This is a genomic window from Marinimicrobium sp. C2-29, from assembly GCF_038419845.1.
Taxonomy (GTDB): Bacteria; Pseudomonadota; Gammaproteobacteria; order Pseudomonadales; family Cellvibrionaceae; genus Marinimicrobium.
Genome location: NZ_JBCAQT010000001.1, coordinates 100,023 through 112,515, shown reverse-complemented (window position 1 = coordinate 112,515; position 12,493 = coordinate 100,023). Strand labels below are relative to the sequence as shown.

10 protein-coding genes and 1 other RNA gene are annotated in these 12,493 nt (G+C 61.5%); 8 read left to right on the top strand and 3 right to left on the bottom strand.

Features of this window, described 5'->3' with window-relative positions; all coding sequences use genetic code 11:
- Nucleotides 1-140: 140 nt before the first annotated feature.
- Nucleotides 141-492: RNase P RNA component class A (gene rnpB, locus AAE484_RS00540), an RNA gene on the bottom strand.
- Between the two features lie 208 nt (nt 493-700).
- On the opposite strand from rnpB, the gene AAE484_RS00535 reads away from it, so the two are divergent.
- Complete coding sequence (locus AAE484_RS00535; protein ID WP_341936359.1) at nt 701-3,115, top strand: TonB-dependent receptor; 2,415 nt, start codon at nt 701-703, stop codon at nt 3,113-3,115.
- A 154-nt stretch (nt 3,116-3,269) separates the two neighbouring features.
- Here the strand turns inward: AAE484_RS00535 and rsmI are convergent, their stop codons facing one another.
- Nucleotides 3,270-4,145, bottom strand: coding sequence for a 16S rRNA (cytidine(1402)-2'-O)-methyltransferase (gene rsmI, locus AAE484_RS00530; protein ID WP_341936358.1), 876 nt, complete (start codon nt 4,143-4,145; stop codon nt 3,270-3,272).
- Nucleotides 4,146-4,189: 44 nt separating this feature from the next.
- Here rsmI and AAE484_RS00525 point away from each other — a divergent pair, with 44 nt between their 5' ends.
- The 7 genes from AAE484_RS00525 (at nt 4,190) to AAE484_RS00495 (ending at nt 11,636) form a co-directional block, all read left to right on the top strand.
- Entirely contained in the window at nt 4,190-6,118 is a 1,929-nt protein-coding gene (locus tag AAE484_RS00525; RefSeq protein WP_341936357.1) for a penicillin-binding protein activator, read from the top strand.
- Nucleotides 6,090-6,467, top strand: coding sequence for a YraN family protein (locus tag AAE484_RS00520; protein ID WP_341936356.1), 378 nt, complete (start codon nt 6,090-6,092; stop codon nt 6,465-6,467). Before AAE484_RS00525 ends, AAE484_RS00520 begins: the two co-directional genes overlap by 29 nt.
- Nucleotides 6,468-6,526: 59 nt before the next feature.
- A complete protein-coding gene (locus tag AAE484_RS00515) occupies nt 6,527-7,114 on the top strand; it encodes a D-sedoheptulose-7-phosphate isomerase (RefSeq protein ID WP_341936355.1) in 588 nt (195 codons plus the stop codon).
- Nucleotides 7,114-7,689, top strand: a complete 576-nt coding sequence (locus tag AAE484_RS00510) for a BON domain-containing protein (protein WP_341936354.1) — start codon at nt 7,114-7,116, stop codon at nt 7,687-7,689. The genes AAE484_RS00515 and AAE484_RS00510 overlap by 1 nt, the downstream gene beginning before the upstream one ends.
- Before the next feature lie 33 nt (nt 7,690-7,722).
- Nucleotides 7,723-8,322 (top strand): LemA family protein, encoded by a 600-nt coding sequence (locus AAE484_RS00505; RefSeq protein WP_341936353.1) that lies wholly within the window; start codon nt 7,723-7,725, stop codon nt 8,320-8,322.
- A gap of 30 nt (nt 8,323-8,352) precedes the next feature.
- The gene (locus tag AAE484_RS00500; protein WP_341936352.1) at nt 8,353-10,287 is read left to right on the top strand and encodes a M48 family metallopeptidase; all 1,935 of its coding nucleotides are present in this window, start codon (nt 8,353-8,355) and stop codon (nt 10,285-10,287) included.
- Between the two features lie 62 nt (nt 10,288-10,349).
- The gene (locus AAE484_RS00495; RefSeq protein ID WP_341936351.1) at nt 10,350-11,636 is read left to right on the top strand and encodes an aminotransferase class I/II-fold pyridoxal phosphate-dependent enzyme; all 1,287 of its coding nucleotides are present in this window, start codon (nt 10,350-10,352) and stop codon (nt 11,634-11,636) included.
- A gap of 227 nt (nt 11,637-11,863) precedes the next feature.
- Here AAE484_RS00495 and AAE484_RS00490 read toward each other — a convergent pair whose 3' ends face one another.
- On the bottom strand, nt 11,864-12,292 hold the full coding sequence (locus AAE484_RS00490; RefSeq protein ID WP_341936350.1) for an ExbD/TolR family protein: 429 nt from the start codon (nt 12,290-12,292) through the stop codon (nt 11,864-11,866).
- Between the last annotated feature and the right edge of the window lie 201 nt (nt 12,293-12,493).

Sequence of the window (12,493 nt, the reverse complement as noted above, 5' to 3'; positions counted from 1 at the left end):
AACTTAATGTAATACATTAAGTTTGTGATTTTTTTGCATTAAAAAAATACGGGGATAGAATCTGAGGGACTAAAAACCGGTCCATGGCGCCTTATCAGGCGGTGGGCGCCGGCCAGGGCGGCCGGAGCACAAGCAATAATAGTCGGAGTCGGCCGATAAGCCGGGTTCTGTCTTGGACAATCATTCATCTGGGATATGCGTCACCGCATACCTCAAGCGACCTACCCGAACCCGGTACGGGCCGCACCATCGGGTTCCTATTTGGTCTTGCTCCGAGCGGGGTTTACCATCGCCGCAGACTGTTGCCAGCTGCGCGGTGCGCTCTTACCGCACCTTTTCACCCTTACCGGCGACCGAAGTCGCTTAGGCGGTATCCTTTCTGCTGCACTTTCCGTAGGCTCTCGCCCCCCAGGCGTTACCTGGCGCTCTGCCCTGTGGAGCCCGGACTTTCCTCCCCGACGCAAGCGCCGAAGCGACTGTCTGGCCAACTCCGAATGAGCAGATTACCCGCGGCAAGCGCGAGGCGCAAGACCACATCTGTGAAATAATGGCATCAAACCCTACAAATCCTCCAAAAACGTGAACGACTGCATTTACAATGCGCGCCCGAACGAAGATATTAGGCCACTGGCGACCGGCGGACTATACGACAAACTCCGGACGCCAGCGATCACCAACATATAATTAAAAGGAGACGCCTGTGAAGCACCCTCACAAGCTGACAGCCCTCTCGCTGGCCATTGCCGCCAGCTTCAGTCTGCACACCTCGGCCCAGAGTTCACCGGCACTGGAAGAAATAGTGGTCACTTCGCAAAAGCGCGAACAGAACCTGATGGATGTTCCCATTTCGGTCAACGCCATGGCCGGCGAGAAAATCGACGAGTCCGGCATCACCGGCATCGAGCGCATGGCCGATTATATTCCCAGCCTGAACATGACCCAGACCGGGATCGGCACCACCATCTCCATTCGAGGCATCAGCTCCGGCGTCAACCAGGGCTTTGAGCAGTCCGCTGCCCAGTTTGTGGACGGCGTCCACTTCGGCCGCGCCCAGCTCAGTCGCGCCCCCTTTCTCGATATCGAGCGGGTGGAAGTACTGCGCGGCCCCCAGAGCATTCTGTTTGGTAAAAACAGCACGGCTGGCGCCATCAGCATCACCACCGCCCGCCCCACCGATGAATTTTTCGCCAAGGTCTCCGGACTGATTGAGCCCGAGCACGGCGAGCAGGATGTTCGCGCCGTGGTTTCCGGCCCGCTGACCGATCAGCTCTCGGGCCGCCTGGCGGTGCTGGACCGCCGCATGGACGGCCACTACACCAACACCACCCTGAACCGCGATGAAACCGGGGAGGACGACCAGGTGGTGCGCGGCACCCTGCACTGGCAGCCCAACAACCAGTGGGATGTGACCCTGAAGCTCGAAGACGGCTCTTTTGACCAGGAAGGGCGCAATCTGGAGGTGATCAACCCGGTCGAGCTGCCTGTTGACGGCGCCGTGCCCTATGCCGACGTTCTGGCGCAACTGACCAACGCCCTCAGCGGCGGCCAGGATGTTTATCAACTGGACACCACCCAGGACTTCAAGCGCCAGTCCAATGGCGATTACAGCTACAACGACACCCGCACTGGCATGTTGGAGATCGAAACCAAGTTGGGCGATCACAGCCTGACCTCGATCACCGGCTATAACGCCTACGATTACGAAGAGCTGTGCGACTGCGACTTTGTCGGCGTTCCCCTGTTCAACATTCTGTCGCAGGAGGATTACAGCCAGTGGAGCCAGGAGCTGCGTATCGCTTCGCCCCTGGGCGGCGAGTTCAGTTACCTCGGCGGTGTATTTTTCCAGACCAGCGACCTGAGCTTTGATGACGCCATCCGCGTGCCGGCCGACAGCATTCTGCCGCCCGCCCTTCAGCAGGCCGGCATCGATAATGCCACCATGCTCAATGGCACGGCCAGTCAGAGGGATTTCCAGCAGGACAGCGACATTGCGGCCATCTTCTTCCAGGGCACCTGGGAGTTGACCCCGGATCTGCGTCTGACCGCCGGCGGTCGCGTGACCGATGAAGAGAAAACCGCCAGCCGTCGGCAGTATCACACCACGACGGACAGCGGCACGGGTGCGACCACCGAGCTTCCGATCGGCACGCCCACCGACCCTTACCAGAACTTCCTCTACGGCCTGTTCAATATCGAGCCCTACGAGACCCTGAGCGACACCCGCTCGGAGTCAAACTTCACCCCGTCTCTGACGCTGGAATACGACCTGAACTCGCTGGACATGGTCTATGCCAGCTACACCACGGGCTTCAAGTCCGGTGGCTTTGATGTTCGCTCCAACGCCCACCCGGACCCGGCGGTCAACAACGCGGTCAACGCCACCAGCGGCAGTCCGCAGCCGATCGAGGGGGTGTTCGAGTTTGAGGAAGAAGAGGTCAAGAACTACGAGGCAGGCGGCAAGTTTGTGTTTGCCGATGGTCGCGCCGAACTCAACACAGCCGTTTTCTACACCGAGTTCGAGGACCTGCAGACCAGCCAGTTCGACGGCGCCTTCAGCTTTAACGTGACCAACGCGGCCGAGGCCACCATTCGGGGGCTGGAAGTGGATGGACGCTGGAAACTGCACGAGAGCCTGATGCTCAACGGCGGCTTTGCCTGGATCGACTTCGAGTACGAGGACTTCCCCACGGCCCAGTGCTATTTCGGGCAGGCCCCGGGACAGACCCAGTGTGACGCCTCCGGTAAAAGCCGCGAATTCACCCCGGAGCTGCAGGGCAACCTGAGCCTGAATCACACCGCCGAGCTGGGACGAGACCTCAGCCTGGGCAGTACGCTGGACCTCATTTACAGCGATGACTACCTGGCTTCACCCACGCTGGACCCGCGCATGCAGCAGGACAGCTACGTGAAGATCAATGCCCGCATCGCCCTGAGCGGCGCGGACGATCGCTGGGAGCTGGCGCTCATCGGCAAGAACCTGACCGACGAGGCCATCGTGAGCTACGCCAACGGCCTGCCGGTCGCGACCGTGCTGACGCAGGGTACCGGGACCGGTTATTACGCTTTTTATGAACGTCCACGCAGTGTAGCCCTGCAGGGAACCCTGCGGTTCTGATCGGGTTGCGGCGGATGCGCCTTAGGGAGCGTGACGCTTGGGCAACGGCGGATGCGCCTTAGGCTTATCCGCCCTACGCGACCTGCCGTGGTATCCGTAGGGCGGATAAGCTGTAAGCGCATCCGCCGTAACGGGGCGTGAATTTACCCCAAAACTATTTCTGATCAATCGCCCACTGATACAGGGCGTTTTTCTTTACGCCGGTAATCCGGGCGGCCAGGGCGGCCGCCTGTTTTACGGGCAGATCTTCCAACAGGATTCCCATCACCCGCTCTGCCTCGGCATCCAGCCCCTCATCGGCGCGCGCCGGAGCACCGGCGACCAACAACACTATCTCGCCGCGCTGCTGATTGCTGTCCCCCGCCACAAACTCCACCAGCTCCGCCAGAGGCCCGCCCTGAATGGTCTCAAACGTTTTGGTCAGCTCCCGCGCCAACACCGCCTCGCGCTCCGGGCCAAACACCGCCTCCATATCCTGCAGACAGGCCAGGACCCGATGGGGGGCTTCGTAAAATATCAGAGTACGCCGATCGCCCGCGAGCGCGTCCAGCCAGTTTCGACGGGCATTGGTCTTGGCCGGGGGGAACCCTTCGAAGGAAAAACGATCTGATGCCAGACCCGAGGCACTCAGCGCGGCGGTCAGAGCGCAGGCCCCCGGAATGGGCACCACCGGAATACCGCTCTGGCGAGCGGCGCGCACCAGTCGATAGCCCGGGTCCGATACCAGGGGCGTGCCGGCATCGGAAATCAGTGCCAGCGACTCACCGCCGGTCAGACGCTGCAGCAAATCATCCGTGCGGCGCTCGTCACTGTGGTCGTGATAGGGCACACAGGGGGTGGAAATGGAAAAGTGTGACAGCAGTCGCGCACTGTGACGGGTATCTTCGGCCGCAATCAACGCAACTGATTGTAGAGTTTCTACCGCACGCGGTACCATATCAGCCAAATTGCCGATGGGCGTGGCGACCACATAGAGTGTACCGGACAGTTTGCCGGACGGTGAACTGAAGGGCGCGCTGGAGGGGTTCATAATCCATTTCTCATCGTTTTATCGCATCACAAAGGTTACGTATCATGCATCACCGGGGATTGTTGTGCACACTTCTGGCGCTGAGCGCCTGGCTACTGGCCAGCTGCAGCAGCACGCCGCAACCCGAAGAGGACATCGATCTGACCGACGGCCCCATGACCCAGGAGGCCATCAATGAGCGGGTCAGGGATCTGGTGGATCGGGCCCGCGACAGCGAGTCGCCCGAGCGTGAGCGCCACCTTCTGCAGGCCGCCGAACTGCTGGTGGCCCAGGAGGAGTTCGATTGGGCGCGCAACCTGCTGACCTCCATTGATCGTCAGCAACTCGATGACACCGCCTTTGTGCGTCACACGGAACTCCTGGGCCAGGTTTCCATTGCCGAAGGGGCCTATTATCTGGCGCAGCGCATTCTAACCAACCCCCGTCTGGAACAACAGTGGCAGCGCATGGAGCCCGAGCAGGAAGTGGCCGTGCGCCAACTGCGCGCCCGCCTGTTCGACCGGCTGGGCGATATCAGTGAGAGCGTCGCCGAGCGCATGCAGATCAGCAGTCTGCTCGCCGACGAAGAGGCGGAGGCGGACAACCGGGAGCAGCTGTGGCAGACGCTGATGTCCCTGTCCCGCGACCAGCTCCAGATCCAGGCCGAAGAGGCCGGGCAAAGACAGCTGCGCGGCTGGTTTGAACTGGCCGCTCTGAGCAAAAACAATCAGGGCAATCTTGAACGCCAACAGTCCCAGGTCGATCAGTGGCGCCAGGAGTGGTCCGACCACCCCGCCAGCCGGTCGCTGCCAAAGGATCTGCAACTGCTGCAGAAACTGATTGATGAGCAGCCGCGTCAGATTGCGCTACTGCTGCCCCACCAGGGGAACCTGGCGCGCGCGGCCGAAGCGGTGCGCGACGGCTTCATGGCCGCCTACTATCAGGCCCAACAGGATCAGAGCCAGCTGCCCCAGATTCGTCAGTACGACACCGGTGCCCAGAACGACATTCTGAGCGTTTACGAAAATGCCATCGCCGAGGGGGCCGAACTGGTCATCGGCCCGCTGGACAAGGAACAGGTACAGACCCTGTACGAACAGGATGAGTTGCCCGTGCCCGTGCTCACCCTCAATTACACCGACGCGGCGGCGGCCGCCGAACCCGGCTACCGGGAAGCGCCCGAGGGGCTCTACCAGTTTGGCTTGGCGGCCGAGGATGAAGCCCGCCAGGTGGCCCGTCGGGCACTGCAGGACGGCCATCGGCAGGCCATGATCCTTACCCCCAATCGCAACTGGAGTGAGCGCAGCTCCCAGGCGTTTGCCCGCGAGTGGCGGGAACTGGGAGGCGAGGTGGCGATCGACAGTCAATTCCCCGGCAGCGGTGACTATTCGCGTATCATCCAGCAGACGCTGCTGATCGATGAAAGCCAGGCCCGCCACCAGGAGCTGGTGCGGCTGTTCGGCACTCAACTGGAGTTTGTACCCCGGCGCCGACAGGACCTGGACATGATCTTTCTGATCGCCCAGCCCGAACAGGGCCGGCAGATTCGACCGACGCTGGCCTTTCACTATGCCGGCGATCTGCCCATCTACACCACCAGCCATATTTACTCCGGCGAACGCGACACCAAGAGCAACCGGGACCTGAACGGGGTACGCTTCAATACCCTGCCCTGGCTGCTGGACCGGGAGTTTGAGGAAAAGGCGGTGCTGGAGGAACACGCCCGGGCCTCCGCCATCTACAGTCGCCTGCACGCTCTGGGCGTGGATGCCTACCGGCTCTATCCGAGGCTGCCGCAACTGGCACAGATTGACGATGCGCGCCTTTACGGGGCGACCGGCTCGGTACGAATGCAGCCGGGCGGACGACTGGAGCGGGAGCTGGTCTGGGCCCATTTTGAAGGCGGCGAGGCCAAACCCTTGAGCAGCGCGGCCAGCAGCAAGGACACCAGGGAGGATTTTACCGATGAGCTTCAAGTCCCAAAATGGCGTTGACCGGGGCCAACAGGCCGAACAACGCGCCGAAGCCTACCTGCAGACCCAGGGGCTCTCGCCCCGCGCACGCAACTACCGGTGCAAGGCAGGCGAGATCGATCTTGTTATGATGCAGGACCAGACGCTGGTCTTTGTGGAAGTGCGCCTGCGCAGCAACCGCCGTTTTGCCGGCGCCGCCGAAACCGTGGATTGGCGCAAGCAGCAGAAGCTGATTCGCGCGGCCCAACACTATTTGCAGCGCCACGGCCTGACCGACAAGGTGGCCTGTCGCTTTGATGTCCTGGCCATCGATGCCAACGCGCCGGACCAACCACTCACCTGGTTGCGCGATGCTTTCGGTACCGCCTGACAGTCGCTTCAACGACCATCGCCTGATCATTGACCGCCAGAACATAGAGAGCCTGATTTATGGAGCAAAGGGTCATCACCCTGTTTCACGAAAGCATCGAAGCCACCATGCAGACCGGAGAGAGCCTGGCGCCGGTCATTGCGCAGGCGAGCGAGGTCATCGTCGAGGCACTACTCAACGGCAATAAAGTGCTGACCTGTGGCAACGGCGTGTCCGCCGCTCAGGCCCAGATTCTCACCAGCTGCCTGCTGCACCGTTTTGAACAGGACCGCCCGAGCCTGCCGGCCCTGAATCTGGGCTCCGACATGACCACCCAGACCGCCATCGCCAGCGACAGCGGGGTCAATGATATCTACGGCAAACAGTTGCGCTCACTGGGCCATGAAGGGGACGTGTTGGTGCTGATTACCAGCACCGGCAATGCCGGCAGCCTGCTGCAGGCGATCAGCGCCGCCCACGACCGGGACATCCGCGTGATCGCGCTCACCGGCGGTGACGGGGGCGATGCCGCGGCACTGCTGGATCATCGAGATATCGAGTTGCGCGCCGCCCTGCCCTCGGCGGTGCGGGTCCATGAAGTACACCTGCTGACCGTATTCTGTCTATGCGATCTGATTGATCAACACCTGTTTGGAGGTTTTCAATAATGGCCAGTCGATTGTTTCCCGTGTTGCTTTTGCTGAGCCTTGTGCTGAGCGCCGGCTGCACCACCCTGGTCGACGCCACCACCAGCAAACCCATCAAGCTCAATCCGGGGGAGCGCTCCCTGGGCATGCGGATTGACGACGGCAAGCTGGAGACCATTGCCAGCGTCAACATCAACAAGGCGCACGAACGGCTCGATGAGGCCCCGATTGCCGTGCACAGTTACAACGCCGTAGTGCTGCTGGTCGGACAGGTGCCCAACAAGGAATTGCGCAGCCTGGCCGGCGACACAGTGGGAAAAATCCACAGCGTGCGTCAGGTTCACAATGAGCTGGAAGTCGAGGCGCCCATCACCTTTCTCACCCGCTCCAAAGACACCTGGATCACCACCAAGGTCAAAACCAAACTGCTCGCCAGTCGCGATGTGGAAGGAGGCCGGGTCAAGGTCATTACCGAGAACGGCAGCGTTTTTCTGATGGGGCTGGTCTCCAGGGCTGAAGGCAACAAAATCACCGAGATTGTCCGCCACACCGGCGGTGTCAAAAAAGTTGTGCGTGTGTTTGAATATATTGACTGACACAAAACAACAACCAACAAAAAGGATTGATCCATGGATATCTCAACGATTGTGATTCTGGTCATCATCGCGGCGCTGGTCTTTTACATGATCGGCATCTACAACCGTCTGGTCTCGCTGAAAAACCGGTTCCAGAACGCCTTTGCCCAGATCGAAGTCCAGCTCAAACGCCGCTATGACCTGATCCCCAACCTGGTGGAAACCGCCAAGGCCTACCTCAGCCATGAACGGGAAACACTGGAGGCGGTCACCCAGGCACGCAACCAGGCCATGGCCGGGCTCAACGCGGCGCGCAACGCCCCGGGCGACCCCCAGGCCATGAAGCAACTCAGTGGCGGCGAGAACGCCCTGACTGGCGCACTGGGCCGGCTGAACATGGTGATGGAAGCCTATCCGGACCTGAAAGCCTCGCAGAACATGATGCAACTGACCGAAGAGCTGACCAGCACGGAAAACAAAATTGCCTTTTCACGGCAGGCGTTCAATGACTCGGTGATGGCGTACAACACCTACCGTCAGAGCTTCCCGCCGGTAGCGGTCGCGGGCCTGCTGGGCCACGGCGAAGACGCGGCACTGCTGGAATTCGCCGACAGCGAAGCCATTCAGAAAGCGCCCAACGTCTCATTCAACTGAAAGGTCTCGTTCAACTGACCCGGGAAGCCCATGGATTTCTTTGAGCACCAGGAACTGGCCCGACGGGCCACCCGCCGCCTGGTACTGCTGATGGCCCTGGCAGTACTGGCACTGATTGCCCTCACCACGGTGCTCTTTGCGGTGGTCACCGTCTCGTTTGGCGCTACTGACACCGTCAGTCTGAGCCAGGGCAACCTCTGGACGACTCTGACCGAGCGGGTGGGCTGGCAGACGCTGGCCTGGATCTCCGCCCTGATCGGGTTGGGGGTACTCGGCGGCAGCCTGTTCAAATGGCTGCAGTTGCGCGGCGGTGGACGCGCGGTGGCCGAATCCCTGGGCGGCCAGCTGATTCCCGGTAACACCCAGCAGTATGAGCAGCGGCGCCTGCTCAATATCGTCGAGGAGATGGCCATCGCCTCGGGCATGCCGGTTCCGCCGGTGTACCTGCTGGATGAACCCGGCATCAACGCCTTTGCCGCCGGTCACGGGCCGCACGATGCGGTCATCGGCATCACCCGCGGCAGCCTGGAGCAACTCAACCGGGACGAGCTGCAGGGGGTGATCGCGCACGAGTTCAGCCATATCCTGCACGGCGACATGCGCCTGAACCTGCGTCTGGTGGCCATTCTCAACGGCATCCTGATCATCGGCCTGCTGGGCTATATGCTGATGCGCGGCGGCGTCGGCTACAGCGTGAGCCGCCGGCGCCGGGACGGGCGCATTGCCCTGCTGGGGCTCGGTCTGGTAGTACTGGGCTTTGTCGGCACCTTTTTCGGGCGCTGGATCAAGGCGGCGGTCAGCCGTCAGCGCGAGTTTCTGGCCGACGCCTCGGCCGTGCAGTACACCCGCAACCCCAGCGGAATCGGGGGAGCCCTGCAGAAAATTGGCGGCGCCCACGGCGGGTCGAAAATGCAGGCCAGCGACGCGGAAGAATTCAGCCACATGTACTTCAGCGAGGGTGGCACCAGCGCCCTGAGCGGACTGATGGCCACGCACCCACCGCTGGAGCAGAGAATCAAGCGCGTCATGCCCCAGTGGGACGGCGAATTTCCCACCGGCGAACCCGACAATACCGATGGCCTGGAGTCCGGGAGCGAACCACCCGAGAGCCAATCGAGCCAGCGGCCTGACGCACAAACCATCGCCACCGCCGTAATCGCCGGTGCCAGTATCGCCCAGGGGGACATTCAGCCCGAACAGCTGGAGCAGGCACGCCAGTTGCTGAAAGACATCCCCGAGTCCCTGCGCGAGGCGGCCCGCGACCCTTTCGCCGCCCGCGGTGTCCTGCTGGGGCTGCTACTGGCCGAGGATGAGTCGCTGCAACAGGCCCAGTGGCAGGAACTGGCCGAGGTCCTGGAACCCAAGGCCCTGGAGGCACTCAAGCCGATTATCCTGGAGAGCCAGCGTCTCCCCGAGACGGAGCGTCTGCCGGCCATCGAGCTGGCCATGCCCGCTCTGAAAGAGCTCTCAACGGAACAGCGACGCGACTACCTGAAAGCGCTTGACGGCGTAATACGGGCGGACGACAAGGTGAATCTGCGCGAGTGGATCCTCTATCGCATTGCTCTGCACAACCTGGGACAGACCGCCACCGGAAGACAGCGGCTGAAGCTGCAGCACTGCCGGGACGAGACTCGCCTGCTGCTGTCCATCGCCGCCATGAGCGGCGCGCGCGCCTCGGCCGATGCCGCTCATAAGGCCTTCGAAGCCGGCTGCCAGAGCCTGGAGCAGCAGTGGGAGCTCATGCCGTCGTCCCAGATCAGTCTGGCCCAGATGGATCGCGCTCTGGACCGCCTGACACAACTGCGGCCACTGGAAAAGCCCCTGCTGCTCAAGGCGCTCAAACTGTGTTTTGAGGAGGATGAACGCATCACGCCCACCGAGGCCGAACTCTATCGCGCCGTGGCCGATGCGCTCGACTGCCCCACCCCGCCGCTCGCACCCACCGATCAGCCCCGCGGTTAACATCGCCGCACGAGCGCGTATAATGGCAACTTTCGCCCACCAACGACATTGAGGTACTGACCTTGCAATTGGATCAATTGGATCAAGCGACACCCGAACAACTGAAACAGTGGGAAGCTGAACTGGCCAATGAATACCAGACCATCGTTGAGCAGAAGCTCAGCCTGGATTTGACCCGTGGCAAACCCTCTCCCGAACAGCTGAACCTGTCCGACGCACTGGACGGCATTCTCAAGGGTGACTACCGCGCTCAGGACGGGACCGACACCCGCAACTACGGCGGGCTCGACGGCGTCCCCGAAGGTAAGCAGCTGGGCGCCAACCTCATGGGCGTGAGCCCCGACAATGTCCTGGTGGGCGGCAACAGCAGCCTTACCCTGATGTTCCAGGTGATGCTGACGGCTCATCAGTTCGGCCTGGCCGGCCCGGAGAGCGCCTGGAAGAACGAGGGCGAGGTCAAGTTCCTCTGCCCGGTCCCCGGCTATGACCGCCACCACACCGTGTGCGAGCAACTGGGCATCGAGATGATTCCCGTGCCCATGACCGAAAACGGCCCGGATATGGATAAGGTCGAAGACCTGGTCAAGCAGGACAGCAAGATCAAGGGCATCTGGTGTGTACCCAAATACTCCAACCCCACCGGCGTGGTCTACAGTGATGACACCGTGAAGCGCATCGCCGGGCTGGGCAAGATCGCCGGCGCCAATTTCCGGGTGTTCTGGGACAACGCCTACGCCGTGCACGATCTGGTGGACAATCCGCCCGAGCTGGCCTGCGTGATGAGCGCCTGTGAGCGCCAGGGCACCGAGGACTCGGTGATCCAGTTTGCCTCGACGTCCAAAATCACCCACGCTGGTGCCGGCGTGGCCTTCGTCAACGCCAGCGCCGCCAACCTGAAAGGGTTCAAGCAGTTTCTGGGCAGTTGCACCATCGGCCCGGACAAGGTCAACCAGATCCGTCACAGCCGCTTTCTGCCCGACCGCGACGCTCTGCTCCAGCACATGGAAGGCCACGCCAAGCTGCTCAAGCCGCGGTTTGCCGCCGTGCTCGATGCCCTGGACCAGGCCTTCAGTGACAATGATCTCGGTCACTGGCAGGCTCCCAAGGGCGGCTACTTCGTGTCTTTCGACACCCGCCCCGGCTGCGCCCGGGAAACCGTGCGGCTGGCTTCCGAAGCCGGTGTGAAGCTGACGCCTGCGGGCGCCACCTTCCCCTACGGTAAGGACCCGGAGGACCGCAACATTCGTATTGCCCCCTCGGTTCCCAGCGTGAGCGAGGTCAAGGGCGCCATGCAGGTCTTCGTGATCTGCGTCAAGCTGGCCTCAGTGCGGGCTCAGCTGAAGGCCTGATACAGAAACCGCCGATTCCAGGGATGGATGAGGGCTCGCCTGCCTGGCGCCAATTAAACAGGCGCCCATAAAAAAACCACCGACACTTGTCGGTGGTTTTTTTATGTTCAGGACGAACGGGCCGAAATATGCTCCTGCCATTTCGGCATTTCCGCCATCCCTGGCGGTCATATGCGTGAGCACAGGGATGTGTAGTGAACTGCATTATGGGCGGAGCTAAACGCGTATCAGCGCGTCGCTCTGAGCTCTTCAGGCGCTGGCACGAGCACCACGGACGGTGCCTTGGCGGCCCTGGCGGCGTCGGCGGCCGCTACATAAGCAGACGCATCGGCCTGAGCGTGAGCCTGGATGATCACGGTGGCATTGGGCAGCTCGGCCCGGAGACGCTCAATATTGGAGCGAATCGCGCGCTCATCAACCCGGCGATTGTCGATCCAGATCTCGTTGTTCTGACTGAGTCGCACCACAATGTTCGGTTCGGCATCCGGCGGTGGCGGCTGATCGTTGGGCTCCGGCACGTTAGTATCCAGACCGACTTCCTTGACGAACGAGGCCGTCACAATAAAGAAAATCAGCATGATGAACACCACGTCGAGCATGGGTGTCAGATCGATCTCGTTACTATCGTCACCGCTACGGCTCTTCTTTCTTCTCACCGCACTTACTCCCGTTGTTATGATTAAATCACCAGGGGGCGCCTCGAAGGCAGACCACACCCGAAAAACAGACCCGAATACTATCAGCTTTTACCGTATTCTGACCAATCCTTTCTTTGCATCAGCCCTACATTCTACTCGCAGTGGCCCGGGTTTGGCACCCGGGCCCCTTGAGAATCGGGCCAATCCGGCGCTTTAGGG

Excerpts from the sequence above, each read along its gene's own strand:
- AAE484_RS00520 (WP_341936356.1), top strand. The coding sequence starts at position 6,090 with ATGAGCTTCAAGTCCCAAAATGGCGTTGACCGGGGCCAACAGGCCGAA.
- AAE484_RS00510 (WP_341936354.1), top strand. The coding sequence starts at position 7,114 with ATGGCCAGTCGATTGTTTCCCGTGTTGCTTTTGCTGAGCCTTGTGCTG.
- AAE484_RS00500 (WP_341936352.1), top strand. The coding sequence starts at position 8,353 with ATGGATTTCTTTGAGCACCAGGAACTGGCCCGACGGGCCACCCGCCGC.
- AAE484_RS00505 (WP_341936353.1), top strand. The coding sequence starts at position 7,723 with ATGGATATCTCAACGATTGTGATTCTGGTCATCATCGCGGCGCTGGTC.
- rsmI (WP_341936358.1), bottom strand. The coding sequence starts at position 4,145 with ATGAACCCCTCCAGCGCGCCCTTCAGTTCACCGTCCGGCAAACTGTCC.
- AAE484_RS00515 (WP_341936355.1), top strand. The coding sequence starts at position 6,527 with ATGGAGCAAAGGGTCATCACCCTGTTTCACGAAAGCATCGAAGCCACC.
- AAE484_RS00525 (WP_341936357.1), top strand. The coding sequence starts at position 4,190 with ATGCATCACCGGGGATTGTTGTGCACACTTCTGGCGCTGAGCGCCTGG.